Source organism: Shewanella abyssi (assembly GCF_023284025.1).
GTDB classification, from domain to species: Bacteria; Pseudomonadota; Gammaproteobacteria; order Enterobacterales; family Shewanellaceae; genus Shewanella; species Shewanella abyssi.
Window position 1 is genome coordinate 54,097 of record NZ_JAKIKR010000011.1, and the last position, 25,955, is coordinate 80,051.

General features: G+C 44.0%; 23 protein-coding genes and 1 tRNA gene. 12 read left to right on the forward strand and 12 right to left on the reverse strand.

Features of this window, described 5'->3' with window-relative positions; translation table 11 throughout:
* Window positions 1–2 precede the first annotated feature (2 nt).
* Window positions 3–1,292 carry a glutamate-1-semialdehyde 2,1-aminomutase gene (gene hemL / locus L2755_RS07160; RefSeq protein ID WP_248980001.1) on the forward strand — a complete coding sequence of 430 codons (1,290 nt, stop codon included), beginning with the start codon at window positions 3–5 and terminating at the stop codon, window positions 1,290–1,292.
* 434 nt (window positions 1,293–1,726) lie between these two features.
* Window positions 1,727–2,974, forward strand: coding sequence for a sodium:proton antiporter NhaD (nhaD, locus tag L2755_RS07165; RefSeq protein WP_248980002.1), 1,248 nt, complete (start codon window positions 1,727–1,729; stop codon window positions 2,972–2,974).
* A gap of 95 nt (window positions 2,975–3,069) precedes the next feature.
* Here the strand turns inward: nhaD and L2755_RS07170 are convergent, their stop codons facing one another.
* A complete protein-coding gene (locus L2755_RS07170; RefSeq protein WP_248980003.1) occupies window positions 3,070–4,092 on the reverse strand; it encodes a general secretion pathway protein GspB in 1,023 nt (340 codons plus the stop codon).
* Window positions 4,092–5,720 carry an ExeA family protein gene (locus L2755_RS07175; RefSeq protein WP_248980004.1) on the reverse strand — a complete coding sequence of 543 codons (1,629 nt, stop codon included), beginning with the start codon at window positions 5,718–5,720 and terminating at the stop codon, window positions 4,092–4,094. Before L2755_RS07175 ends, L2755_RS07170 begins: the two co-directional genes overlap by 1 nt.
* A 312-nt stretch (window positions 5,721–6,032) precedes the next feature.
* On the opposite strand from L2755_RS07175, the gene L2755_RS07180 reads away from it, so the two are divergent.
* Complete coding sequence (locus tag L2755_RS07180; protein WP_248980005.1) at window positions 6,033–7,262, forward strand: multifunctional CCA addition/repair protein; 1,230 nt, start codon at window positions 6,033–6,035, stop codon at window positions 7,260–7,262.
* A gap of 275 nt (window positions 7,263–7,537) precedes the next feature.
* On the forward strand, window positions 7,538–7,804 hold the full coding sequence (locus L2755_RS07185) for an Lpp/OprI family alanine-zipper lipoprotein (RefSeq protein ID WP_248980006.1): 267 nt from the start codon (window positions 7,538–7,540) through the stop codon (window positions 7,802–7,804).
* Between the two features lie 202 nt (window positions 7,805–8,006).
* Here the strand turns inward: L2755_RS07185 and L2755_RS07190 are convergent, their stop codons facing one another.
* From L2755_RS07190 to folB, 5 genes are read right to left on the reverse strand one after another with little or no spacing between them, the layout of a single operon-like run.
* Complete coding sequence (locus tag L2755_RS07190) at window positions 8,007–8,906, reverse strand: L,D-transpeptidase family protein (RefSeq protein ID WP_248980007.1); 900 nt, start codon at window positions 8,904–8,906, stop codon at window positions 8,007–8,009.
* Window positions 8,907–8,958: 52 nt separating this feature from the next.
* Window positions 8,959–9,792, reverse strand: coding sequence for a putative RNA methyltransferase (locus L2755_RS07195; protein WP_248980008.1), 834 nt, complete (start codon window positions 9,790–9,792; stop codon window positions 8,959–8,961).
* A 42-nt stretch (window positions 9,793–9,834) separates the two neighbouring features.
* Window positions 9,835–10,635, reverse strand: a complete 801-nt coding sequence (locus L2755_RS07200; protein ID WP_248980009.1) for an undecaprenyl-diphosphate phosphatase — start codon at window positions 10,633–10,635, stop codon at window positions 9,835–9,837.
* 24 nt (window positions 10,636–10,659) lie between these two features.
* Complete coding sequence (gene folK / locus L2755_RS07205) at window positions 10,660–11,151, reverse strand: 2-amino-4-hydroxy-6-hydroxymethyldihydropteridine diphosphokinase (protein ID WP_248980010.1); 492 nt, start codon at window positions 11,149–11,151, stop codon at window positions 10,660–10,662.
* Window positions 11,152–11,505, reverse strand: a complete 354-nt coding sequence (folB, locus tag L2755_RS07210) for a dihydroneopterin aldolase (protein WP_248980011.1) — start codon at window positions 11,503–11,505, stop codon at window positions 11,152–11,154.
* Between the two features lie 312 nt (window positions 11,506–11,817).
* Here folB and plsY point away from each other — a divergent pair, with 312 nt between their 5' ends.
* On the forward strand, window positions 11,818–12,429 hold the full coding sequence (plsY, locus tag L2755_RS07215; RefSeq protein ID WP_283102745.1) for a glycerol-3-phosphate 1-O-acyltransferase PlsY: 612 nt from the start codon (window positions 11,818–11,820) through the stop codon (window positions 12,427–12,429).
* Window positions 12,430–12,514: 85 nt separating this feature from the next.
* Here plsY and tsaD read toward each other — a convergent pair whose 3' ends face one another.
* Window positions 12,515–13,531, reverse strand: coding sequence for a tRNA (adenosine(37)-N6)-threonylcarbamoyltransferase complex transferase subunit TsaD (gene tsaD / locus L2755_RS07220; protein WP_248980012.1), 1,017 nt, complete (start codon window positions 13,529–13,531; stop codon window positions 12,515–12,517).
* Between the two features lie 228 nt (window positions 13,532–13,759).
* Here tsaD and rpsU point away from each other — a divergent pair, with 228 nt between their 5' ends.
* The 6 genes from rpsU (at window position 13,760) to L2755_RS07250 (ending at window position 19,638) form a co-directional block, all read left to right on the forward strand.
* Window positions 13,760–13,975: a 30S ribosomal protein S21 gene (gene rpsU, locus L2755_RS07225; RefSeq protein WP_020911290.1), complete on the forward strand. Its 216-nt coding sequence runs from the start codon at window positions 13,760–13,762 to the stop codon at window positions 13,973–13,975.
* Window positions 13,976–13,982: 7 nt separating this feature from the next.
* Window positions 13,983–14,426, forward strand: a complete 444-nt coding sequence (locus L2755_RS07230; protein ID WP_248980013.1) for a GatB/YqeY domain-containing protein — start codon at window positions 13,983–13,985, stop codon at window positions 14,424–14,426.
* Window positions 14,427–14,530: 104 nt separating this feature from the next.
* Window positions 14,531–16,261: a DNA primase gene (gene dnaG, locus L2755_RS07235; protein ID WP_248980014.1), complete on the forward strand. Its 1,731-nt coding sequence runs from the start codon at window positions 14,531–14,533 to the stop codon at window positions 16,259–16,261.
* 126 nt (window positions 16,262–16,387) lie between these two features.
* Window positions 16,388–18,217, forward strand: coding sequence for an RNA polymerase sigma factor RpoD (gene rpoD, locus L2755_RS07240; protein WP_248980015.1), 1,830 nt, complete (start codon window positions 16,388–16,390; stop codon window positions 18,215–18,217).
* 246 nt (window positions 18,218–18,463) lie between these two features.
* Window positions 18,464–18,540 (forward strand) — tRNA-Ile (locus tag L2755_RS07245).
* A gap of 741 nt (window positions 18,541–19,281) precedes the next feature.
* Window positions 19,282–19,638, forward strand: coding sequence for a hypothetical protein (locus L2755_RS07250; RefSeq protein WP_248980016.1), 357 nt, complete (start codon window positions 19,282–19,284; stop codon window positions 19,636–19,638).
* Window positions 19,639–19,774: 136 nt separating this feature from the next.
* Here L2755_RS07250 and L2755_RS07255 read toward each other — a convergent pair whose 3' ends face one another.
* Together L2755_RS07255 and L2755_RS07260 are read right to left on the reverse strand one after the other, a co-directional pair.
* Window positions 19,775–20,389 (reverse strand): HAD-IB family hydrolase, encoded by a 615-nt coding sequence (locus L2755_RS07255; RefSeq protein ID WP_248980017.1) that lies wholly within the window; start codon window positions 20,387–20,389, stop codon window positions 19,775–19,777.
* Window positions 20,390–20,520: 131 nt separating this feature from the next.
* Window positions 20,521–21,990, reverse strand: a complete 1,470-nt coding sequence (locus tag L2755_RS07260) for a carbon starvation CstA family protein (RefSeq protein WP_248980018.1) — start codon at window positions 21,988–21,990, stop codon at window positions 20,521–20,523.
* A gap of 334 nt (window positions 21,991–22,324) precedes the next feature.
* On the opposite strand from L2755_RS07260, the gene L2755_RS07265 reads away from it, so the two are divergent.
* Window positions 22,325–22,741, forward strand: a complete 417-nt coding sequence (locus tag L2755_RS07265; RefSeq protein ID WP_248980019.1) for a hypothetical protein — start codon at window positions 22,325–22,327, stop codon at window positions 22,739–22,741.
* A 23-nt stretch (window positions 22,742–22,764) separates the two neighbouring features.
* Here the strand turns inward: L2755_RS07265 and L2755_RS07270 are convergent, their stop codons facing one another.
* Together L2755_RS07270 and L2755_RS07275 are read right to left on the reverse strand one after the other, a co-directional pair.
* Window positions 22,765–23,811, reverse strand: coding sequence for a hypothetical protein (locus tag L2755_RS07270; protein ID WP_248980020.1), 1,047 nt, complete (start codon window positions 23,809–23,811; stop codon window positions 22,765–22,767).
* 327 nt (window positions 23,812–24,138) lie between these two features.
* Window positions 24,139–25,329, reverse strand: a complete 1,191-nt coding sequence (locus tag L2755_RS07275) for an alginate export family protein (RefSeq protein ID WP_248980021.1) — start codon at window positions 25,327–25,329, stop codon at window positions 24,139–24,141.
* Window positions 25,330–25,955 lie beyond the last annotated feature (626 nt).

The window sequence follows — 25,955 nt, forward strand, 5'->3', positions numbered from 1 at the left end:
AAATGACCCGTTCCGACGAACTCTTTGAACAGGCTAAAAAATCAATTCCAGGCGGCGTTAACTCTCCAGTCCGTGCATTTAGTAGTGTGGGTGGTTCTCCACGTTTTATTGAAAAAGCCGATGGCGCATATATCTTCGATGCCGACGGTAACAAGTACATCGATTATGTCGGTTCTTGGGGCCCGATGATCTTAGGTCATAACCACCCAAAAATTCGTCAAGCAGTACTGACTGCGGTTGAAAATGGCCTATCATTTGGCGCGCCAACCGAACTTGAAATCACTATGGCTGAGAAAGTCATCGAAATGGTGCCTTCAATCGAACAAGTGCGTATGGTGAGTTCAGGTACTGAAGCGACCATGAGTGCGATTCGCCTTGCACGTGGTTTCACTAGCCGCGACAAAATCCTTAAATTTGAAGGTTGTTACCACGGCCATGCAGACTGCCTACTTGTTAAAGCAGGTTCTGGTGCATTGACGTTAGGTCAGCCAAGCTCTCCAGGTATTCCTGAAGATTTCGCCAAGCACACCTTAACCGCGACCTATAATGACCTTGATTCCGTTAAGGCACTATTTGAGCAATATCCAGATGCGATTTCGTGCATCATCCTAGAGCCCGTTGCTGGCAACATGAACTGCATTCCACCCGTTGAAGGTTTCTTACAAGGCCTACGTGCTATTTGTGATCAATACGGTGCATTGATGATTATCGATGAAGTCATGACAGGTTTCCGCGTCTCTAAGGGCGGCGCACAGGGTCACTACGGCGTAACACCAGACCTAACAACATTGGGTAAGGTCATTGGCGGCGGCATGCCAGTGGGTGCTTTTGGTGGTCGTAAAGATGTGATGCAGTTTATTGCTCCTACTGGCCCGGTTTATCAGGCGGGTACGCTTTCTGGTAACCCAATTGCGATGTCTGCTGGTCTAGCGCAGATGGAAGCGCTTTGTGAAGATGGCGTCTATGAGCAACTAGCTGCAAAGACGCAATATATTGCAGAAGGCTTTAAAGCTGCGGCAAACAAGCACGGCATTCCGATGGCAATCAACTACGTTGGCGGCATGTTTGGCTTCTTCTTTACTGACCAAGAAAAAGTCACTTCATTTGAGCAAGTCACTAAATGTGATGCTGAGAAATTCCCAGTGTTTTATCATGGCATGCTAGATGAAGGTATTTACTTAGCACCAAGTGCTTATGAAGCGGGTTTCTTATCTCTGGCTCATGGTGAAGCGGAACTTGAAGCAACATTAGCAGCTGCTGATCGCGTTTTTGCAAAAATGGCAAAAAGCTAACTCAAAATTTAGCGGTTCGGCAATACACCTAAAAAGGAACACTAACGTGTTCCTTTTTTTGTTTATGCCCATGTTCACTATTATCGTTAATCGCTGCCTCGGCTTTTTGCCCCTACTGATGTTTTAATAAGCTCACAGCGCGATAATTAAAAACGATATTAGTTAAGCGCTCTAATGTAAGCCCGAGCATTAGAGTCAAGCCGTACATGCAACTGCAAAAAAAGCCTATCTCAGAGAATAATGCCAACCAAGCCGCATTAACCCAGCTTTACATCACGCTTTCTCAATAAACCGGACACAGATAACGGTTGCGTTCCTTTTTTCACTGTGGTCTGATCGCCGCGCTCCATAAAGAAAGCTTAATTTAAGCTTAAATTGCAGTAAATAGTACTGATTTCAGTATCCAATATAAAAACCTGTCTGTGAGTAGCCCTATGTTGTACGCATTTCTAATATCGCTTGCTGTACTCGCGTTGTTGAGTATTGTGTTTGAAGAAGTTACCCATCTCAATAAAGCTAAAACCACGCTATTTTTTGGCTGTATCTCTTGGGTTGTGCTATTTATGGCCGCGGGAGACCCTGGTCATGAAAAGTTAATTGAACAACAGCTAAACGAAAATCTACTCGAAATTGCCACCTTGTGGTTGTTTCTAATGTCTACCATGACCTTTGTTGCCTACCTTAATGCCAAGGGTATGATCCAAATACTGGTACAAAAGCTATTCCCACAGCGGGTATCGGTGCGGATGTTAATGCTGCAAGTGGCGCTATTCTCACTGGTACTTTCCGCCATTTGTGACAATGTGACCGCAACCTTGGTTTCCTTAGGCTTACTCACCACGTTTAAGCTCGAGAAGCAGATGCGCCGTCGCATGGCAGTACTCATCATCTTCGCCGTTAACTCGGGTGGCGTTGCGTTAATCACCGGTGATGTGACCACCTTGATGATCTTCCTTGGTGGCCATGTCAATATGTCAGAACTACTGATGCTATTTGTACCCGCCGCGGTTAGCGTCATGCTATTGGCAGTGCTATTTTCACTTAAGGCTGAAGGGGAAGTCAGTACCACACCAATAAAACGAGAAGTTCGCGCTGTTGATATCCTCATCGCAATCATTTTCTTTAGCACGATTGTGATGACTATGGTGCTTAATGTTCTGTATGGGATCCCGCCAGTACTGACTTTTCTGACCGGGCTGTCGGTGATGTTTCTTGCTGGACATACAACGCGCAGCAATAAAGAGGAACTGCAGATCCTCGAGTATATACGTCAAGTTGAGTACGACACTCTATTGTTCTTTTTAGGGATTTTACTGCTTGTCGGCATGCTTAAAGAGATCGGCACCTTGGATCTATTAACTCAGGTTTATACTCAATTCGACCCCAATATCTCTAACTTTGTCGCTGGTATTGGCTCTGCACTGCTCGATAACGTGCCACTCACCGCTGCATTGTTAAAAGCCGAACCCGTGCTCAATACGCCCGAATGGTTAGGATTAACATACTCTGTAGGCGTTGGCGGATCGTTACTCGTTATCGGTTCAGCAGCTGGCATTATCGCCATGAGTAAAGTAAAGGAGCTCACCTTTGTTAGCTATCTTAGGTATGTGCCCGCGCTTGCTCTATGCTATTCAGTCGGCTACGCACTCACCTTACTAATGGCTTACCATTTCTATGGCTAGCACGAGCACCCACGAAAAGTGATCAGTATAAAAAAAGCCTAACAGTTGTTAGGCTTTTTTTGTGACGACATTCAGTGACCGATAACTGTCAGCAATTAGATTGCCGGGACCTTAAACTCGGTGCCCTGTATCGACAGCACCACATCGCGAGGTCTAATCTCTACGATGGTTAACTTTCCTTGGATCTCATCGCCCTGCTGCAGTTCAGCGCCATCCACATTCAACCAGCGGTTTCCCGCAACGCTGGAGTATACATGGGCATTAATTGTAAATTCTGGTACCTGCAACTGTAAAACTGCCGGCAACTGTCCATATTTAGGAATAGCATCAGATTTCGGTGTCGTCGGGATAGGGTCTAATTCCGGCCGTGTCACTGGCGTGGCCATCGCGTTTTCTCGCTCGATATCTTTAAGTGCCGCTTCAAAAGCGGCGACGAGATTATTGTCATTTTGTGGTTTAGGTTTTGAATCTAAACCCACGTCTGCGGCGGCGAGATTGACCTCGTATTGCAGCGATGCCAACATATCTTGACCGCGTTGGTTAGCGTTTGCCCCCAATATAATGGGTTCATCCTCATTACTCGTCGCTTGCGGCCTAACTTGAGCGGGAATTTCTCCGGCTTCAACACTCTGTTGCGCTTTGAGTAATGCCGCCAGTAAATCGTTACCTTCACCATTTTGTTGTGTTACCACAGTGTCGTTTGGCTTTAGCACCTTGCTGGCAGCTGACAACGATTTTTGACTGACTTGAGATCCATTGTAGGGCATAGCCCTTGCAACAGGCAGCGCGACTTTACCTGCAAGTGTTACGCTGGTGTCATTCGCCTGAAACTGATCATTCGACGCTGGTTGACGATTTAGCTGCGAACTCCCTTCGCGCAGTTCAGGTGCCACTGCCTGCTTTGAGTTAGCCAAGTTTTGTTGCATCAGCATTTGGCTCAACAACCAAGCCACAGCAACTGTTAATAATAACAATAGCGTGAATATTGCGGCACGTTTAGCGACTTTATGTTCATGACTAACAGTCTGATACTGTGCGCGAGGTGTCAATACAACATCATGTTGTATACCTTGTGATTGCTGTTTACCTCGTGTCACGGCATCGAGTAAAATTGACATTAATATAACCTCTTAGATTGACCCAAACGCGGCCCAACATCACTTAAGTAGAGATTTAATTGCACCAGTGTTTGTGCGCCAGCTATCCCGTCTGCAGTTAACCCATGTTGACGCTGAAATGCCTTTAAATTTTTCTCTAACTGGCTGTCAAACTCATACACTAATCGAGGTGATGACTCAGTCACTATGGCTAAACTATTTTCCAACCACTGCAGTTGCGCTTGATTGGCCGATTTTCCAATTTCACTCACTTGATTGTTAGGCGCTTGCCACAGTATTTCAAAGGTTCCGCTAAAATGTCGAGTAAACCAATCACGCTTAACCCATAGCTGCTGCTCATTAAGTTGCAGTAGCATCTGCTCACCTTGTCTTGCGACCACGGTGCCATAAAATGCTTGTTGCTGACCGTCCACAAGATAAACCACCGCAGGAAAGTTTAACCTTACGATAGAGTTCCAATTACCTTGCTGCTGATAACACGCTAAGCCTTGTTGTTTCGCTGATTGGCAGGCTGACAAGCCGATATAAGGTGTTTTATCCCAAAGCCCTAAGATACTGGCATAAGCGCTATCGATGTCGCGACTTTGCGCAATCGCGTTTCTCAGTACTTGCTGGCTGCTGTTCAATTTAGCTGCCGCGGTATTCACCGGCTTCATGTCGTCATTTGCACTTCTATCAGCCACAGCTGCAACCGTTTGGCTGTTAATAGCTGAATTCGTTGGTTCGCCAGATTGCTGGCTAAAAAGGTAAAGCGCTGCCGAAAAGGTCAATAGGATTGATGCTGCTAAGCCCATTGGCAGCCAGATGTTTTTCTTTTCTGCTTCTTCGCCGAACACTTCCCGTGACGCCATATTGATCATCTTGCTATCAATAGGCACTTTAGATTGTGCGTAACTGGCCATTAAGGCACGCTCGCACAACAGGTTAATCAGCCTTGGAATGCCATCACTGTACTTATGTAACGCCTTAATGGCACTTTTATCGAATAAAGGTTCATGTCGACCTGCCACTTGCAGTCGATGCTGAACATAGAGTACGACCTCTTCGCGTGTTAGCGGTAATAGATGGTAACGTGCCGTTATTCGCTGCGCTAACTGACGTAACTCTTGACGTCTAAGGAGCTGCTGTAACTCTGGCTGACCAATTAAAATCACCTGCAATAACTTCTTGGTATCGGTTTCTAAATTTGTCAGCAACCTCAACTGTTCCAGCACTTCAGCTCTAAGGTGCTGCGCCTCATCAATAATCAGTACCGTATTGCGGCCATTACTATGATTAGTTAGTAGAAATGAACTAATCCGATCCGTCAATTGTTTAAGGCTGGGTGATTCACCGTAAGTTATTGCTAACTCATCACATAAGGTCGCCAGCAACTCTAACTCAGTCAAAGACGGGTTGAGAATAAAAGCGGTGTCGGTGTTATCTGGCAGTTGATTAAGTAAGCAACGGGACACCGTGGTTTTCCCGGTACCCACCTCACCCGTCAGCAACACAAACCCCCCCGTTTCGCCTAATCCATAGGTTAGATGTGCTAACGCTTCTCTATGGCGATCGCTTAGAAACAGGTAATGTGGGTTTGGCGCTATAGAGAAAGGGTTATCATTCAACCCAAAAAAAGCCTTATACATGCTGCTTTTAATCCTTGTTAGAAGGGCTTAACAGCCTATTGAGCTATTATTCACCCTGCTATTTAGTAAACGTATGAATGACTGAAACATCGCAGCTTGAGTGCAGCTAACCTATCAGTTTAACGCTCTACGTTTTGACAAAAATCTAGAAATTACACTCACGTTAAAGCCAAGCTGATCAGTTGTCAAAACTTGCTACAATTTAAACCGCTAAAGTAAGAGGTCTAACGGCTTAATTCCTTGTGATTTTTGGCCGTAAACATCGATTTATCCATGCTAAACTAGTACGAATGTCCATAAGTGAGCTTTGTTGTGAAAATCTACCTCGTTGGCGGCGCTGTCCGCGATAATTTACTCAACCTACCGATAAAAGATCGTGACTATATGGTTGTAGGTTCCACGCCGGAGCAGATGCTAGCCCAAGGTTACAAGCAAGTCGGCAAGGACTTTCCAGTATTTCTGCATCCACGCACACAACAAGAGTACGCCCTTGCTCGAACCGAGCGAAAAACGGCGGCGGGATATGGCGGCTTTAGCGTCGATGCTGCGCCTAATGTAACGTTAGAACAAGACTTACTGCGCCGAGATCTGACCATAAATGCAATCGCCCAAGATGATGATGGCAAGTTATATGATCCGTATTTGGGTATTGCCGATATTAATAGTCGGCTCCTAAGGCATGTGTCTGAGGCATTTGTAGAAGATCCACTGCGCGTACTACGGGTTGCCCGCTTCGCCGCTCGTTTTCATGCTCTGGGTTTTACCATTGCAGAGGAGACTCTGGCGTTAATGGCTGAAATAAGCCAAAGTGGTGAACTCGAAGCCTTAACACCAGAGCGAGTCTATATAGAGCTAGATAAAGCGTTATCGAGCGATGCTCCGCAGGTATTTTTTAGCGTGCTAAAAGAGTGCGGAGCTCTAAGGATACTGTTTCCAGAGATTGATGCGCTGTTTGGTGTGCCCCAACCTAAGCAGTGGCACCCTGAAATCGACACAGGCATCCATACGTTAATGGTACTTGAGCAAGCGGCCAAGTTGTCTAATGACAATGCCGTAAGGTTTGCTGCGCTGGTACATGATTTAGGTAAGGCGTTAAGCCCTAAAGAGTCGTTACCGAAACATCATGGTCACGGCCAAAAAGGCTTGCCTCTAATCAAAGCGCTCTGTCATCGCTTTAGAGTGCCAAATGACTACCGGGATTTGGCACTACTGGTTAGCGACCAACATCAAAACATCCACAATGCGATGGAGCTACGGGCTGACACCATTGTTAAGTTGTTCGACAAAGCTGACTTTTGGCGTAAACCGCAACGCATAGAGCAGTTATTGCTCAGTTGTGAAGCTGATGCCCGAGGTCGTACAGGTCTTGAGCTAAATGACTACCCTCAGGCGAACTACATACTGCAGTGCTTTAATGCCGCATCAACTGTCGCGGTAAAGGCCATAATTGATGACGGTTTTACAGGCGCAGAGATTAGAGAACAGCTGACAATTAAACGCATTGCAGCAGTGCAAAATATTAAAAATAGTCGCCAAAGTTAAGCTGAAACTCAAAAACTAATCGTTGATTTGTATATCCCCAGCTTACCTGAATTCTGCATCTTCAGGTAAGCTGGGGATAACTAGTCTAATATTAAATTTGTGCTACATAGCATTAAAATTGTACTTAGCTTGCAATTGAGCAAATATTCGCTAAGGTATTCAGACCTTAGCGTTAAAATGCGTAGCAAATTTTTTTGTCTATGACATAATTAACTTGTTCAGTTGTCCTGTGCAGCTGTGCTGACTAAATCCAACCTATATAAAGGGAATTCCCGATGAATAAAAAAGTACTTTTGATTGCTGGTGTAGCAATGACTGCCCTTCTAGGTGGTTGTGCAAACACTACTGCTCTTGAAGAAAGCGTTGCAAACCTAGGTAACAAAGTTGACCAGCTTTCTGCTGAAGTTAGCTCTCTAAAATCAGATCACGGCAAAATATCTGCTGACATCAATGATGCAAAAGCAGCAGCTATGGACGCACAAGCAGAAGCTAAGCGTGCTAACGACCGTATCGACAACGTAGCCTCTTCTTACAAGAAGTAATTACGTTTAGGCATTAGCTTAGTCATTAAGCTGATCCCCAAGGCTTGGTTTCAAGGTAACTTGACCAAGCCTTAAATTTATCTGCGCTAAACTACTGTCTCTCAATAGTCTTAATCTCATTTAATCTTTCACTTTTTAGCAACCATAAAAAAGCGCCCAACATGGACGCCTTAATCAATGAGCTAACTTTTTATCGTTAACGCTAGATTTGAATATTCGTTGGAATGCCACTTTGAGTCAGTAACGCATCATTGGCTTTGCTGTAATCGACATCACCTTGACCAATAAACTCTACCAACTCACGATTCATCTCAATCAATCGACTGCTTTGCTCTTCAGATTCAGACAATGGCGAGTGAACTTCAATTAATTGTTGTCCGTCAGGTTCAGCTGAGGTTTTGACGGTTTGGTTAATGATAGTGACAGCTTCACCATACTTAACTTTATTAAATAACCATTCAATATCATCCGGATTAAGGCGAATACAGCCAGCACTCACACGCATGCCAACGCCGAAGTCTTTATTGGTACCGTGAATAAGATAGCTTCCGTCACCATAAGACAGCTGAATCGCAAATTTGCCTAGCGGATTATCAGGACCTGCAAGAACCACTCTTGGTAACTCTTCGCCGCGCTCTTCTAAATGCTCTTTTCGAATGCTTGCTGGCGGCGTCCAGCTTGGATTTGGGATGCGAGATTTAATCTTGGTCACCATCTCCGGTGTCTCTCGACCAATCCTTCCTATTCCTACCGGAAAAACATGGACTTCCTGACCGTTTTTTGGAAAGTAATACAGTCTCAGTTCTGCCAAATTAATCACCACCCCTTTATGAGGTACATCCGGTAGCAACATTTGCGTAGGGATCAATAAGCGGCTTCCAGGCGTTGGTAAGAAAGGGTCAACACCAGGGTTAGATTCCATTAACTCCAAAATACCAATGTTGTACTGTTTAGAGATAGTTTGGAAATAGTCGCCTTTTTTAACCAAATGCTCTTGTAAGTCACCAACCAAACGACTGCCGCCTTGAGGGATTTGATAAACATTAGCAAATGAAAATAGCGGCGAAGCAGCTAAGATGAACAACAGCAATATACGCATCATCAGTATTTAGAGTTCCATTGGAGTGAATATACCCATCTTACCTGAAGATGCACTATTTTCTAGTCATCAAGTTAATCACAAAGTCTATCTCTAGTGAGTCAAACTTGGCATTTTGGATATGATGCCGCACATTGTCATTTGCGCGCCAGGCATAGGGCGTCATCTCAAGCAGTGCGATGGCTTGCTCTCCTGAGACATTAACACTGACCGATAGGCGTTCGCTGTTTAATAGCTCAAGCTCTTTCGGTAGATTATGACTGACAGGCTTCTCACTGAGATCTGGGTAGATAAACTCTCTTATCTGCCATAAGTGTCTAGGGCCTGCTGCAACCTGCAACAAAATCCCCTCCTGCTTAAGCACCCGAGTAAGCTCCTTTCCCTTAAGAGGCTTGTCGATTAAGGTGATAAGATCAAAGCTTTCATCCTTTATCGGCAGATGTTTTAAATTTGAAACGATATAAGTTGGGCCGGTTTGTGACTTTGCTGCCGCGAAGATGGCATTTTCCGCCTCTGAGATCCCTGTTTGCTCCAGAGCTGTTTCAGGTCGTTGCTCGGCTAAGATATCCTTAACCGTTCTTAAAAAATAACCTTCACCACAATCATAATCTAACTGCGATAATGTAGCTTCTGCAGCAAATTGAGGCAGGTTAGCAATCATCTCAGCCAGCTTCTCTGCCAGCGACACATAGATACCTGACTCAAGCACGTAGCGCTTAGCACGCATAACCGCTCGAGAGTCTATTTTTGGTTTTTTTACCTGCCCAAAGAGCCAATAGCCTTGCTCATTTTTGTCAAAGTGGTGCTTGTTTTCACAATGCAGGCCTTTTGACTCTTCGTGCACCATTAACGGTGATTGGCAAGTTGGACAAAGATAAATACTGTTCATGACACGCTCGCTGTTAACATATATAAGTAATTCGAATTCACTTTAAAAGAAGATAAAGCCACACAACACCGCCCCTAACACTAGACGGTAAATAACAAACGGCGTCATGCCCATTTTGCTGATGATTTTCAAAAAATAGTGGATGCAAACATAGGCTGCGGCAAATGACACTATAATGCCTAACCCTAGTGCTTGATAGTCGATAGCCTGGCCACTGGAAATAAGATCCTTAGTCACTAAAATTGCCGCACCTAGGCTCACCGGTACCGACATTAAAAATGAAAATCTTGCCGCAGCTTCTCGGCTTAAACCAAGCATCAACGCTGCCGTAATAGTGGCACCTGATCGTGATGTACCAGGGATCAGCGCCATCGCCTGTGCTACACCAATAATAAGTGCTTTCTTCCAACCCACTTGAAACTCATTAAAGCCTTGGCGCTGCATTTTATCAGCCCACCAAAGTAGTAAACCAAAAATGATCGTCGTTGCCGCTATCACTTCGATATTACGCAGATGAGTTGCAATAAAGTCTTTTGCCGTAAAGCCAACAATCACCGCAGGAATGGTGGCTAAGATAATCCACCAAGACAACTTACTCTCTTCGGTTTGCTTGCCGCTGACAATACTGCCAATCCACGCCTTAAACATGGAAAGTAGCTCTTTACGAAAATACATAACCACAGCCAGCAGCGAGCCGGTATTGACTGCGACATCAAACGACAAGCCTTGATCTTGCCAATCCAACAATTGAGCAGGCAAAATTAGGTGTGCTGAGCTTGAAATGGGTAAAAACTCGGTGAGGCCCTGGATCAGCGCCAATATAATCACCTGAAAAGTGTCCATAACTATCCTATATCTAACAGCGCTTTATGCTGACCAGTCGAACTCAATAGGCCATAAATTTTGTTGAGTCTTGTCATAACTATCCCAGAGGGTTTGATATGACTCGTTTGTCACCGGGTGAGTTAGCTGCGGAGCAATTTCAGCCAGCGGCCAAAGCACAAATGCGTTGTACAGAATCTCTGCACGTGGCAAGGCTATTGGTGCCTGACAAACCACATCATCATAAAGCAGCAAGTCGAGATCTAATGTTCTCGCGGCAAATTTCTTAGCCCCTTTAACACGGCCATGGTCTTGTTCGATCTGCTTAAACCTCGCAACAACAGCCTCGATTGGCAACGTCGTGTTAGCTGCCACCACCATATTAAGAAAATTAGTACCGTCAAAGCCTACCGCTTCGCTTTCAAAAACTGACGAAAGTAGCAGCTCATCGAAATGGCAATCCAGATCAATTAAGGCCGCCTTAAGATAACGAATAGGCTCAATGTTGCTGCCTAGACTAATGTAAACCCTAGCCATCTATGCATGACCTCTTTCGATTTCAACACCCACGGCTACCGCCGTAGGTACCGCGCCAGGCTTCATCACTTTCACTTTCACCCACAGCACGTTAAATTCTGTCATAACGCAATGTGCGACGCGCTCAGCAACCGTCTCAATAAGCTCGATGGGCTTTTCCGTGATCAAAGCTGTGAGCCGATTCGACACGGTTTCATAGCACAACGCATTTTCATAAGCGTCACTCGCAGCGGCTAAGCGATTATCCCAAGCCATATCTAAATCCAGTAACAAGGTTTGATGGATCTGCTTTTCCCACTCATAGATCCCAATGACGGTTTCTATTTTAAGTCCTCTAATCAGTACTTTATCCATGATTCCTCCAAAACCTTAATATTTGCCACTGAGGTCTGATAAGCTAAAGCGAACAAAAAGGATATAATCCGTCGCAAAGCTAAGATATTACTCTATGGCTCTTTCGAACGAGAGAAAATCCAAGTAGGATAATTTCCCGTAAACAAAGAATTTATTAAAACAGCAGCTTTATATGCAAGGTAGCGAATAAAGCGTTCAGAAGCTGTTTTTTGTGCTCCAATTAGCTCACAAATATACAAGCCAGTGAGCTGAGTCTAAAGAGCATTTTTTTGTGTGGCGCGATAATACCCTAAGACGGATAAGGAAACCAATTTGACCACAACAGTACTAACAATAATGATGATAGTGGGTGCCTATTTGGCAGGCTCAATATCGAGTGCTGTACTCGTGTGTAAAATGCGCGGTTTGCCAGACCCCAGAACCGCAGGTTCAGGTAACCCCGGCGCCACCAATGTACTGCGCATCGGCGGCGCCAGTTCAGCCATACTGGTACTTTTCTTCGACATGCTTAAAGGCGCGCTTCCTGCTTATCTCGCGTTTAGATTAGGGGTAGATCCTATCGCGCTCGGGCTTATCGCTATTGCTGCCTGCCTAGGTCACATCTTTCCCATCTTTTTCGGATTTAAAGGCGGCAAAGGTGTTGCGACGGCATTTGGCGCTATGGCCCCCATTGGTCACTTTCTTGCACTTTCCTTGATGCTGACATGGGCGGTAATAGTGCTAATCACCCGCTACTCCTCTTTTGCGGCTATTTGCACAGCATTACTCGCGCCAATATACACCTGGTGGCTCGACGATAGATTTACCATTCCTGTGGCGATGCTATCGACACTGATCGTTATCCGTCATAAAGACAATATTAAACGCTTACTAAAAGGTGAAGAATCTAAAGTGTCACGCAAGCGCCGCAATAAAACCTCTTAAGCGAGGCATAACTTTACATAAGCCAGCACTAAAAAAGACATAAAAAACGGCGCTTAAAAGCGCCGTCATTATCAACCAAGCGAGATCAATCGACAGGCTCTAAGGTGTCTAAAGGCCATCTAGGTTGACCTTTAACGCTTAAGTCGTCAGTTTGACCCGCCTTTAAACGCTGTAAGCCCGCATATGCGATCATCGCGCCATTATCAGTACAGAACTCACCCCGAGGGTAATACACCCTACCACCGAGGTTCTGCATCATCTCAGCGAGGGAGGCACGCAAGCGAGTATTCGCGCTAACACCACCCGCTATCACCAAACGTTGGTAACCCGTTTGCTTTAATGCACGCTTACATTTAATCGCCAAGGTGTCGACAACGGCTTCTTCGAAGGCGCAGGCGATATTGGCACGGGTTTGGTCATCTTTGGGCTCTGCTGCAATCGTATTAGCGGCAAATGTTTTCAGACCAGAAAAACTAAAATTAAGCCCAGGTTTATCAGTCATCGGTCTTGGAAAGCGATAGCTCTTTGCAATGCCTTTAGCGGCCAGTTTTGCCAATCTAGGCCCACCGGGATAGTCGAGCCCTAACAGTTTGGCTGTTTTGTCGAATGCTTCACCTGCAGCGTCATCAACAGACTCGCCTAATACCTCGTAGCGACCAATGCCTTCAACACCAACCAGCATCGAGTGTCCACCGGAAACCAACAACGCAAGGAAGGGGAATTCTGGCACGTCATCTTCTAACATCGGCGCTAATAAGTGCCCCTCCATGTGATGCACCCCAATGGCAGGTTTATCCCAAGAGAAAGCTAACGCACGACCAACACACGCCCCAACCAGCAGAGCGCCAATAAGCCCAGGGCCTTTGGTATAAGCGATACCGTCGATATCTTCAATCGTCATATCGGCATCAGCCAATGCTTGGCGAATTAACGGTACGATTTTACGAACATGGTCCCGAGACGCCAACTCAGGCACGACGCCGCCGTAGTCTGCATGCAGTTTCACCTGACTATAAAGGGTATGTGACAGTAGCCCTTTCTCATCATCATAAACTGCTATTCCTGTTTCATCACAAGATGTCTCTATTCCTAAAACCCGCATTTTATCTCATCTTTACTTCATACAATTGCCGCCAATTCTACCTGCTGTGCTTTAATTACTCCATAGCCCGATAACGTTCTAAGTGCATTATTGCCAATTAGACCTCATTCTGTTCGCTATAAGGGGTTTACAACTGGGGCCGAGTCGGTATAGAATTCCGCACCATTTTTAAATTATCTGAGTCAAGTAATTGTCTCAATGCAACCGACACCTAAGGGGTGATGGCTAATGCCAATTATTAAAGTACGTGAAAACGAACCATTCGACGTAGCTCTACGTCGTTTCAAGCGCTCTTGTGAAAAAGCTGGTATCTTAGCTGACGTTCGTGCTCGTGAGTTCTACGAGAAGCCAACGACTGCACGTAAACGTGCTAAAGCCGCTGCTATCAAGCGTCTTGCTAAGAAGCTTTCTCGCGAAAACGCACGTCGCGTACGTTTATACTAATCTCATTATGAGCCTAATTGATCAGCTAAAAGAACAGATGAAAGACGCCATGCGTGCCAAACTAAAGGTACGCTTGGGGACTATTCGTATGGCACTAGCCGCCGTCAAACAAATTGAAGTGGATACCCGCGAATCTTTGAATGACGACCAAGCTATAGCGGTCTTAACCAAAATGGTTAAACAGCGTCGTGATTCTCTTGCTCAATATGAAGCAGCAGGCCGTGACGATCTAGCGCAAAAAGAAGCAGAAGAGATTCAAGTACTTGAAGACTTCCTGCCTCAGCCTCTTACTGAAGAGGAAATTGTTGCGTTAGTTGATGCAAGCATCTCAGAGATGAGCGCATCCTCCATGGCGGACATGGGTAAAGTGATGGGATCATTAAAACCGAAGGTAATGGGCAGAGCAGATATGGCGGCAATTGGCGCTATGATCCGTGCAAAACTCAAGTAGTTTTAGTTTTAATGATGAATGAGCCGTGCTTTTGCGCGGCTTGTTTGTTTTCGTTTTTCTCTATTTTAACTTCACGTAATTAAAGGTGGCATTTAACAACACTAATGGCGATACCTCGTGATTTTATCAATGAGCTAGTAGCTCGCACCGACATTGTCGACTTAATCGACCCTAAAGTGCCCCTAAAGAAGGCGGGTAAAAATCACTCTGCCTGTTGTCCTTTTCATAGCGAAAAATCTCCCTCTTTCACCGTTAGCAGAGACAAGCAGTTTTATCATTGTTTTGGCTGCGGCGCACACGGAAATGTTATTGATTTTGTCATGGAATATGACCGACTCGACTTCGTGGATGCGATTGAAGAACTCGCCGGACAGTTAGGGCTTGAAGTTCCTCAGGAACAAGGTACTGGTAAGCCTCGCGATCAAGAGTTAAGTCGCGATTTATACCAACTGATGGAGGAATCGAGTTTATTCTTCCAAAGTCAGCTAAGACAACACAATGACAAACAAAAAGTGCTCGATTATTTATCCCATCGAGGACTTTCAAAAGACGTGGTCGAACACTTTAATATTGGCTTTGCTCCCGATGGTTGGGATGGCCTATTAAGCCGCTATCGTCAGAATCAAGATTCACAGAACAAACTGCTTACTGCCGGTATGGTCATTGAAAATGACAGTGGTAAGCGATATGACCGATTCCGCGACCGATTAATGTTCCCCATCAGGGATAGACGCGGACGAGTCATCGGCTTTGGTGGCCGAGTTTTAGGAGAAGGTACGCCAAAGTACTTGAATTCTCCTGAAACGCCCATATTTCATAAGGGCAATGAGCTCTATGGATTATATGAGCTAAAGCAGCGTCACCGTGATCCACAACAAGTACTCATTGTTGAAGGCTATATGGACGTGGTCGCACTGGCGCAATTTGACGTTGATTATGCCGTAGCCTCATTGGGCACGTCGACAACAGCGGAACAATTTCAGTTATTGTTGCGTAGTGCAAAAGAAGTGATCTGTTGTTACGACGGCGATAAAGCGGGTAAAGAGGCGGCTTGGCGTGCGCTTGAAACGGCTTTACCACTATTGAAACCTGGTAATAAGGTTCGCTTCATGTTCCTGCCTGAAGGCGAAGATCCTGACACGCTAATCAGACAAATTGGTAAAGAACAGTTCGAAGAAAATATTGGTCAAGCCATGGCACTGCCCGAGTTTATGTTTGAAAACTTGGCGAAAAAATTTGGCAAAGAAGACAAAAGTGTTTTGGCTAAAAATGCCATTACACTTATCGAAAAAGTGCAAGACACAGTATTACAAAGTCTACTGCTTGAAGATTTGGCACACAAGCTGAGAATGAACGGTGCTGACGAGCTTAGACGGAAATTTAACTTTTCGACTAAGACGGCCGATAAACCTAAACAGCACAAAGCGTTGAAAGGACGTGGCACCCCAATGAGATTAGCCATCGCATTGTTGGTACAACATCCACGCTTAGGTGAGAAATTACCAGAGCAACCAGCGCTAAAACATATACAAATGGCTGGCATTGACTTGCTAACCCTTGTATTAGATTTAACTCGCGGCAAAGTCATGAGCAGCGCACAACTACTTGAACAGTTCAGGGGCGATAATAAATTCAGCACCCTAAGAAAACTGACCCAATGGGAACATCAAGTGGCGGACGAAAACTTGCTCCGAGAGTTAAAAGGTACACTCGTGTGGCTAAATAACCAGTATATTGAGCAACGTTATCAACAGCTGAGTTTAAAGCAGAACCACACGAAAGAAGAACGGTTGCAGCTTAAAAAGCTAATCGCAGTGATCCAAAAGCAAGCTTAAAGGCGATTTTCGCCTCAAAAGTAAACACTTGGACTAGCACAGCGTAGAACCGAAGGCTATAATTAACGACTTGCGTGGCTGTTTTTTGCCCGTCGTTTTAACTGTTTCCCAACTTGGATGATATCTATGGATCATACTCCGCAGTCGCAACTTAAATTGTTGCTTGCCAAAGGTAAAGAGCAAGGTTATTTAACCTATGCAGAAGTGAACGATCACCTACCTGCTGACATGGTCGACGCAGACCAGATCGAAGATATTATCCAGATGATCAATGACATGGGTATTCGAGTCTATGAACAGGCTCCGGATGCTGATGAAATCATGATGTCTGAAGACAGCACCGATGATGATGCTGCCGAAGAAGCTGCTGCCGCACTGGCAACAGTAGAAGCTGAATTAGGTCGTACTACCGATCCAGTACGTATGTACATGCGTGAAATGGGTACTGTTGAACTACTGACCCGTGAAGGCGAGATTGTAATCGCTAAGCGTATTGAAGAGGGGATCAACACGGTTCAGGCGTCGGTCGCCGAATACCCGCAAGCCATTTCGATGATCCTTGATCAATTTGATCGTTATGAAGCGGAAGAAGTTAGACTCTCTGACATCATATCTGGTTTTATCGATCCAAACGCTGTAGATGTTGCTCCAGCAGCAACTCACGTCGGTTCAGCTCTGTCTCAAACAGAATTAGAAAATGCTGATAACAAAGACGACGAAGATGAAGAAGAGGAAGGTCCAAAAGGTCCCGATCCTGAAGAAGCTAAAGAGAAATTCACCACGCTTCGTCTAGCTCATGAAAGAGCATTAGAGATCATCTCGATAAAAGGTCGTAGCCACCCAGAGTCGACTGTCGCACTATTTGAAATCGGTGAAATCTTTAAAGAATTCCGCTTAATGCCTAAGCAGTTTGACCGCTTAGTGAAAAGCATGCGTGCAATGATGGACAAAGTCCGTGTTCAAGAACGTTTGATCATGAAGCTTTGTGTTGAACAAGCAAAAATGCCAAAGAAAAACTTCGTTAAGGCTTATACCAGCAACGAAAGCAGCATTGAGTGGTTCAACGAAGAGCTCGCATCTGGCAAGTCATATGCTGAAGGCTTAAAAGTCGTCTCGTTTGACGTGCAACGTTGTCGTTCAAAGCTTGATGCCATTGAGAAAGAAACGGGTCTGGCTATTGGTGCGATAAAAGATATTAACCGTCGTATGTCAATCGGTGAAGCGAAAGCTCGTCGTGCGAAGAAAGAGATGGTTGAAGCGAACTTACGTCTAGTGATCTCCATCGCTAAGAAGTACACCAACCGTGGTCTACAGTTCTTGGATCTTATTCAAGAAGGTAATATCGGTTTGATGAAAGCGGTTGATAAGTTTGAATACCGTCGTGGTTATAAGTTCTCAACTTATGCAACATGGTGGATCCGTCAGGCTATTACTCGCTCAATTGCTGACCAAGCAAGAACCATCCGTATTCCTGTACATATGATTGAGACGATCAACAAGCTAAACCGTATCTCTCGTCAAATGCTACAAGAGATGGGTCGTGAGCCTTCTCCTGAGGAGCTTGCTGAGCGCATGTTAATGCCTGAAGATAAGATCCGTAAGGTACTTAAGATTGCTAAAGAGCCTATCTCCATGGAAACACCGATTGGTGACGATGAAGATTCGCACTTAGGTGACTTTATTGAGGATACGACTCTTGAGTTGCCATTGGACTCAGCCACAGGTGAAAGCCTGCGTAATGCAACACACGAAGTACTTGCTGGCCTAACGGCTCGTGAAGCTAAAGTACTGCGTATGCGTTTCGGTATCGACATGAACACCGACCACACGTTGGAAGAAGTGGGTAAGCAGTTTGATGTAACCCGTGAACGTATTCGTCAGATTGAAGCGAAAGCGCTACGAAAGTTGCGTCACCCTTCTCGTTCAGAGATTTTGAAGTCGTTCTTAGACGAGTAGCCTTAAGCTAAGGACTAATAGTCTTAAACTTAGGACGAGTAGCCTTAAGCTAAAGATTCAAAGCCTGATTAAAAAGCTGCCAATTGGCAGCTTTTTTTGTATCAATTCAATCGAATCGGCTGGATATTGATTAACAGATAAGCAGTTGAACGATTAGAGGTGAATTCTACGAAAAACTCAGGTGACAAGCGCTTTTAAACCTCGTATACTTCTTTTCGCTTTCGGTAGTGACGACTATCTTAAGTCGGCCCCTTAGCTCAGTTGGTTAGAGCATACGACTCATAATCGTCAGGTCCCCAGTTCGAGTCTGGGAGGGGCCACCAATTTTGATAAGCCGCTTGAATTTATTCAAGCGGCTTTTTCATGTCTGGAATTCCTAGCGACGTTAACGCAGTTAAGCCAAAGAACATAATCGTCATCAACTCATGCAGTTCGAGTCCTAGACAAACCACCAATTAAAACAAAAAAGCCTACCTTGTGTAGGCTTTTTTGTGCCTCAAATTTAATACTTATAATTGTCTCAGCTCCTAAGTGATAGGTGAACATAATTGTCATCAATTCTCATAGTTCGAGTCTGGGAGGGGCTACTAACTTTGATAGGCAGCTTAAAGACATTCAAGTGGCTTTTTCATGTCTATAATTTAGAGGTTTATAATTTAGAGACCTGTAAACCCTAAAACCAATTCGAACTGATTTCTGAACTTTCGCCCACCATTCCTGTCTTCAGGAATGGCGATCTTAGTAAGATTAAAGCGAGGAGACCGAATGTTTAAATCCCCCCAGAGATAATGCGGCTATATGCCCTATTTTCAGCCCCTTACCTTAACATTCAATTTAAATGCAGCTTAGCTGATGACCCAGTTCACAAAACAGGGCTAAGCAGGATGCGATAAGCTATTTTTAAAGTAACATCAAAGCAATAGATAAGCTTTAACGAATATTCAGCTTGACGATGTAACAACGCCAAGTTATTTCTACTAACGTAATTCATGGCTAAAATTAGTTGGCACTTCAAGCTTACGACGGCAAACACTAACCAATTACATATAATGAGGTAACACCCGATGCACATATTCAATAAAGTACTACTCGCTGCAACTTTTAGCATGGTAGCGGTGACAGGTATGGCACAGGCAAGTGATCTAAAATGCAAGGTAACCGGTGGTGACAACATCACCATGACTAATATTGAAATTCTACGTTCAAATGAGTCGATAGTTAAGATTGATGGCGGCTACAAGTCGGCTGTTCTAAGTAACATCTATCGCATCGATGGGGTTGATGGTAAGGACATTAGCGAAACGCCTACCTATCTATATTACAGCCAGTACCCGTTAGCCGACCATGCATTACGTGCAACGGTACAAGTTTACGGCGAGCCAGCGGTTGTAGGCCTTTGTACTGTTACTGATGAAATGTAAACGGTAACCTTATTGGTTAGATTCATATCGCCACGTAAGGCAAACAAGATTTATTGGCGTATTATGAGTGAGTAAGGCATCAAACTTCATTTGATGTTTTACGGCTCAACACAAGATGATGTTATGCCGAGTATCTCTAGCTGCCGAGCTTTCTCCTAGAGCCATGTTTTATACCATTCATATAGGCGTGATCCGCTATTGCTAACATGGCCAGATCTTCGTCAGTATCTCCGTAGGCAAAAACCTCAGCATAATCGCTTAATGTAAACTGGTTTTGCACCTTGGTTGCTTTCATCTCACAGCTACAATCACCGGAGATATAAAACCCGCTGTAGCGTCCCCTCTTAACCGACATCTCACTGCAGATTAGCGTTATTCCCATTGATTCACACCAAGGTCGTAGATAGAGATCTAACGAGGCCGATACCAATACCACATCAGCACCCTCGGCTTGGTGCCGTTTTAGCGCAGCGATCATTTCAGGGCGGATAGAGAGCGGAATAACATTGAGTGCGTACTGTTTACCAAGAGTGGTTATAACCGCTTTATCTCTGCCCACAAAAGCACAATAGCTCACTAATGGTCTTAGCTTTCTCGCGGGGATGATCCGTAACCGATAAAGTGCATACAAAGGAGAAAGGAAAATAGAACCGAGTACCAGACGCACAGGGCTAGCTGAGTAAAGGATAAAACGCGTGTACATGTCATGGCGGGTTAGCGTGCCATCAAAATCAAATAGGGCAAGTTTCAAGCAGTACTCCTTTCATATACAGTCCGCGTTGCAAGAGTTCTACATGTTAACAGCAGAAGCCAGTTTAAGGGTTAGTATAAGAGGTAATAAAAAGGGCTGCCATGGCAGCCCTTTATCACATAGAGGTTGCGCTATGACTCGGCGGCAACTTTACGTTTTTGGTGGGCTAAAAACAGTCCAATAAGACAGATCACGCCCACGGCAATACCCGCTGGCTGACTCATCGATTGAGGCAAGCCTAAACCAATCCCTGCCGTCATAATGTATGACACCGTGATACTCGTTCCCACAGTCGCTGGTAAGCTCACGATCCAGTGGAATGTTCCGCGGTCAAACAAATACTTAGTCGCTAACCACAGCACACTGGTAGATAGCAGCATATTGGAGAATGCGAAATAGCGCCAAATCAGTGAGAAATCAATTTTAGTCATAAAATATGCAATGATTAAAATTGGAATCGCTAAAAGCAGACGGTTACGCATACTTTGTGGGATCTTAAATGCATCTGTAATGGTTAAACGTAATGAACGGAATGCGGTATCACCCGAAGTAATTGGGAATATCGCCACCGCAATAATCGCCATAATACCACCTGCTGCACCGAGGTAAGTTGTAGCCACTTGATTCACCACAAGACCAGGGCCACCAGCATCAAGAATACTCTTAAGCTCTACATAGCCACCTGGGAACGCCGCGATACCCGCCAACGCCCAAACACAAGCCACAATACCTTCAGACATCATCGCACCATAGTAAACCGGGCGAACATACTTCTCATTGGTTAAACAGCGCGCCATGATCGGGGCTTGGGTTGAATGAAAGCCACTAATTGCACCACAAGTAATCGTCACAAATAGCAGCGGCCACACAGGTAAACCATCAGGATTAGGCGCTAATAGATCATTGTTATAATGGCTATGGTCGAAGTAAGCAAAAATATCACCGATCTCAGGTAGCTGCGGCGCACTCATTAACAGTGCCACGGCAATAGAGAGAGTCATCACAATCATCAATAAACCGAAGAATGGATAGAGCTTGGTGATGATTTTATCGATAGGTAGCATAGTCGCCAAAAAGTAGTAACCTAAAATGGCCAACACCCAAAAGGTATTATTGGCAAGAATAGTCCCTTCAAAGTAATCCAAACTACTTAACAGCCCTGCCGGGCTCATGATAAATACAACACCAACAAAGAATAACAGCATAGCGGTAAAGACGAGCATGACGCCTTTGAAGTAAATATTAAAATAATGCCCTGCAATTTCAGGAAGACTTTTACCGTCCTCTTTAATGCTTAAAACACCAGAGAAATAGTCATGTACAGCACCGCCAATGATATTACCCAGTACTATCCATACCAGTGCTATCGGTCCATACAATGCGCCTAAGATAGGCCCAAATATGGGTCCTACACCGGCAACATTCAGGAATTGAATAAGGTAAGCTTTAACAGGGTGAACTTTGACGTAATCCACTCCATCGTCAAAACGAGCTTGAGGCGTTTGAGCTTTAGGGTCTATCCCTGCTTGGCGCTCTACAAACGGGCTGTAGAACTTGTAAGCGAGCACTAACAGCGCAATACAAATAAAGAAAATAAGCATTTTTTATTAATCCATTTTTTGTAGGGTAATTATTGTGATTAAAGTGTCAGGCACATCCTATAGTGCGGTCAAGTAACAAAGTGTTATACCTAGGTCGGGTTCGCATTTTCCATTTTTTAACATAGAATATTAAATTTGCTATTTAGATAATGAAATACCTAAATCTAAAAATAATCACACTCGCCATTTAATTACAGGCGTTAAATAAGTGATTATCTCTGAGGTAAAAAGACTCAATCGATAAAATTTCACATCACATTAAGCAAATCATTCCTACGCTCGTCTAAATAGGATAGATTTAGACAACAAATCTAACTAGATAATGAGCAAGCACATGAAACAAAAGAGCATATTAGTAAAGAGCTACTTTGCAAAAATCGAGACTGATAAGCGTGAAGAGATGTGGGCTGCTAAACCTAAAACCTCTGAATGGGAATACTCAAACTGCAAGATCGACTCAGAAAGGTTGAATAACGACCTGCAACAAGCGATTGAAAGCCTAAATCAACAGGGTTATCGCGTTATGCAAATCACCTCGATAACCTCAGGTGATTATCACTTTAGCGATCACGTCAGTGATAACCATCTGCTTGGCAGTGGTGTCACGACCGAAGGTGGTTATGGTTATGGGTTTTCCTATACCGACAGCTTGGTTATTTTAGCTGAACAAACACAGCAACAGCCATCACAGGAAACGGAGCCTGAGTTAGATCAAATCGTAATATCTGACGCGGTCATTATTGTGGACTAATGACAATCAAGATCCCGCTACGGCTATACATTGTTGAATAAAATCTCTAACGTTAAGGTGATTATCACCTGATTAATACGTTCAGACTCTGCATTTTCTTTACTCCAGTTATATTCCGGTGTCACTGAAAAAAATAGCCAATCTCGGGCAAAATTCTGTCTGTAAGTTAGTCCGACATTGGCGTTCTTGATGTAGTAATAGGATTCATCGACACTGTGTATTGCCCCTTGATAACTGATCGCCTGCTTGCTGCTGATATATTGATAAAGCTGGACGCTCGATCCTAGCTCCCAGCCAATACCACGAGATTCGTATTGAGCGGCGCCACTGCAGCGGATTAAGAAAGTTTCATTAAATGAATGTTCTATATCCAGTTCACTAGACTCTCCGGTGACCTTTTTATCTTGATATAGCTTTTGGGTGAAACGAGTAATGGTGCTTGCTGATAATGGATAGGTGTAGCGCCAGCGAGCCTCAATTTTAGGATTAAAGCTAGCTTGAATATTAAAGCTGCTACGTCCTTTAGCATACCAGTCATAACGAAGGCCCACTTCCGCTTCTCTTTCTGTATTTGGCCCCTTAGAGGGAGCAAATGGATCGTCTTCATCCGACGTTTCTAATACCAATTTGAGACGTTTATTGACACCGGGTAAGTTTAAACGTGCACTAAAATTGGCTCGGTAACTAAAGTCCTCCTTCTGGTAAAAAGAGAAGTCATTAAACCAGCGAATAATGGTGCCGGCTCTCGCATCATCTTCAACTCTTTCATCGACAAAAAAACTATCAAACCAAATTGCGGGCTGGCAAAACTTAGTGTTGAGGTAATCAAAGGCGCGATCAATAGCATGATCATTTTGCGATAGGCTAAAACAGCGATCTTGTTGAGCGGCGCTCGTACTGCTGTCTATAGCACTCTCAGCAGTCGAGCTTTGTGTTATATCCGAGGCCTCGGTTTTACTGTTAGCTTTTACGGACGTGTCATACTCTAACAATGGTTTATCAGCAGCAAAAACGGGAGCTAATAAGATAAAGCTCGTAATAGAGAGAAGAGGGATTGAATTAAACTTCAATGACAAACACCATTCAACAATACTCTCAATAAAAACACCTGTATCAATAGTAACCTGCTTACAACTTGGCTACACTAATTCAACTCCTTGTAGCGGCATCGACTCTCTGATATTGAATATTTAATCCTATAAACCTTGCAGCTTAATTTGGCTGTGCTCCAACAATACATTGCAACTTTAAAGCAACGAAAAAAAGCAGGAACAAAATAACCATCCTGCTCTGAAGGGAGCACAAGCAGCTAACTAGATTGATCCTATACCCATCCTACTTGAAGATGGGTATATACCTCAGTATGGAAATACTAGCAGCTGCAAATCTATTACTTATTAATATTTAGCCTGCAGAGTTAACCAGAGCTTGTCGGTATCATTTGAAAAGCCATATCCTGCATCTGCGCCACTAAAGCTAGCGTACTTAACACCAACACTATAATGCTTCGCAAACGGATAAGTAGCGGCTACGCCCCACTCTTTACCCATGTCGATATCGCCAAAGTCTGAATCAAACTTATGATATTTAGCTAGTAGTTTTAAACCTGCAACTTTTGCCGTTAAAATAACATGGGCATCAACAAGACCATTTTCCCAGTTACCTTTACCGCCGAATAGGAACTTATCAGTCCAACCGTTAAAAGCATGTAGGGTCGCTAACGGTGTGATGAAACCAGCCTTGCCGTCGTCAGAACCAAGTACTTCGTAGCCCGCTTTAAAACCGAAGCTCGCTAAATTAATACCCGCGGCTAATTTATAGTAAGAAGCACTATAACTAACAGTGTTGTCGGCAGCTTCAGATTGCTGTGCAAACTCCGCTTCATAAGTTAATTTAAGTGCGTCCAGTTTCACATCACCCGTTGCACGAATACCATAGGTATCGGTGGAGAACGCTGCAACGTCTTGATTATCAATTAAATAGCCATAACCGCTGATTTTTGCAAAGTCTAAGCCTGAGTAATTAATGTTTACCAGGTTGGTTTCATTCTCATGATCCTCCTTACCAGAGCCTTCTGGGAAGATACGGTTAACGGTAGCAACATAAGCGTAGTAAGCCGTTAGCCCTTCAATTGCGGTATTTTTTACTGAAAATGCATCATAAGTTTGCTCATTCTGACGGAAACCTACACCACCGACAAAACGCTGATTATCGAGAAGAATACGTTGACGGCCAAACTTAGCCAGTGTTTCGGCTGGACCTTTGTAACCGATAAACCCTTGGTTTATCTGTGTGTAAGCATAATCGGCAATAAGTGACTCATTATCCGTAGAACGAACATCATCAATCTCAGCAACCGCAAACAGGTTATAGATATCGCCAGTTTGGTAGTTTAATCGTGTACGTAAGGTGGTTTGATTCTGTTGGTCAATGTTGGCAACATCAACGTCTTCAAATCGAAGACGGAACTGAACTTTAACTTTTGAGTCATCAATAAAGGCTTTTTTTAGTGGGTCAACCGTGTCGGCTGTGGCGGCGGTAGAAGCTAAACTTGCAAGTACGGCTAATGCTAGGGCATTGACTTTCATTTATTTTAATCCTTTAGTTTCATCATTCTCAAGAGACGTTATAAAACTGATATCAATTTGAAAACGTGATCCAGAACAATGTTACTAAATGATTGCATAATTGCGTTGGTAATTGTGAGCAAGATCATCACCACATACTAATTTAGGGGTACCTATAAGTAGGTATAATCTTTATTTACCTAAATTTATATGACTAATAAAAATAAATATTATGGCAAATAAAAACTAGCTCCCATATAAAAACACAGCGTAAAGTATGCCTGCACTCATTAAAAACAGCCATGCTGTGTAAGTCATTTTCGATTATAAATTACCGAACTTACCATTGCCGCAGAGGAACATAAACTAGAGCGTCAACGCCTAGAAGCACTGCGAGCTGTAAACACTGCTGACGCAAAAGCAAAAGCACTTAAAAATAACCCACTGATTGTAAAGTTAACCGAAACGCAAGCGTGAGTTGGCAAACTGCCAAGTACCGTGATGAGTAACGGTGTAATGCCCATTATGGATATTAGAGACCAAGCTAAATCTTCTGCTTTAGCTATCCTCAAGTAATACTCATTTTTAGCTTAAAATGGCTTTGGTTGCGATTAAACACATTATCAATTTTTCATTGATAATAATTC

Coding starts and splice junctions, on each gene's coding strand:
- hemL (WP_248980001.1), top strand. CDS start 3: ATGACCCGTTCCGACGAACTCTTTGAACAGGCTAAAAAATCAATTCCA.
- nhaD (WP_248980002.1), top strand. CDS start 1,727: ATGTTGTACGCATTTCTAATATCGCTTGCTGTACTCGCGTTGTTGAGT.
- L2755_RS07170 (WP_248980003.1), bottom strand. CDS start 4,092: ATGTCAATTTTACTCGATGCCGTGACACGAGGTAAACAGCAATCACAA.
- L2755_RS07175 (WP_248980004.1), bottom strand. CDS start 5,720: ATGTATAAGGCTTTTTTTGGGTTGAATGATAACCCTTTCTCTATAGCG.
- L2755_RS07185 (WP_248980006.1), top strand. CDS start 7,538: ATGAATAAAAAAGTACTTTTGATTGCTGGTGTAGCAATGACTGCCCTT.
- L2755_RS07190 (WP_248980007.1), bottom strand. CDS start 8,906: ATGATGCGTATATTGCTGTTGTTCATCTTAGCTGCTTCGCCGCTATTT.
- L2755_RS07195 (WP_248980008.1), bottom strand. CDS start 9,792: ATGAACAGTATTTATCTTTGTCCAACTTGCCAATCACCGTTAATGGTG.
- L2755_RS07200 (WP_248980009.1), bottom strand. CDS start 10,635: ATGGACACTTTTCAGGTGATTATATTGGCGCTGATCCAGGGCCTCACC.
- folK (WP_248980010.1), bottom strand. CDS start 11,151: ATGGCTAGGGTTTACATTAGTCTAGGCAGCAACATTGAGCCTATTCGT.
- folB (WP_248980011.1), bottom strand. CDS start 11,505: ATGGATAAAGTACTGATTAGAGGACTTAAAATAGAAACCGTCATTGGG.
- tsaD (WP_248980012.1), bottom strand. CDS start 13,531: ATGCGGGTTTTAGGAATAGAGACATCTTGTGATGAAACAGGAATAGCA.
- rpsU (WP_020911290.1), top strand. CDS start 13,760: ATGCCAATTATTAAAGTACGTGAAAACGAACCATTCGACGTAGCTCTA.
- L2755_RS07230 (WP_248980013.1), top strand. CDS start 13,983: ATGAGCCTAATTGATCAGCTAAAAGAACAGATGAAAGACGCCATGCGT.
- dnaG (WP_248980014.1), top strand. CDS start 14,531: ATGGCGATACCTCGTGATTTTATCAATGAGCTAGTAGCTCGCACCGAC.
- rpoD (WP_248980015.1), top strand. CDS start 16,388: ATGGATCATACTCCGCAGTCGCAACTTAAATTGTTGCTTGCCAAAGGT.
- L2755_RS07250 (WP_248980016.1), top strand. CDS start 19,282: ATGCACATATTCAATAAAGTACTACTCGCTGCAACTTTTAGCATGGTA.
- L2755_RS07260 (WP_248980018.1), bottom strand. CDS start 21,990: ATGCTTATTTTCTTTATTTGTATTGCGCTGTTAGTGCTCGCTTACAAG.
- L2755_RS07265 (WP_248980019.1), top strand. CDS start 22,325: ATGAAACAAAAGAGCATATTAGTAAAGAGCTACTTTGCAAAAATCGAG.
- L2755_RS07275 (WP_248980021.1), bottom strand. CDS start 25,329: ATGAAAGTCAATGCCCTAGCATTAGCCGTACTTGCAAGTTTAGCTTCT.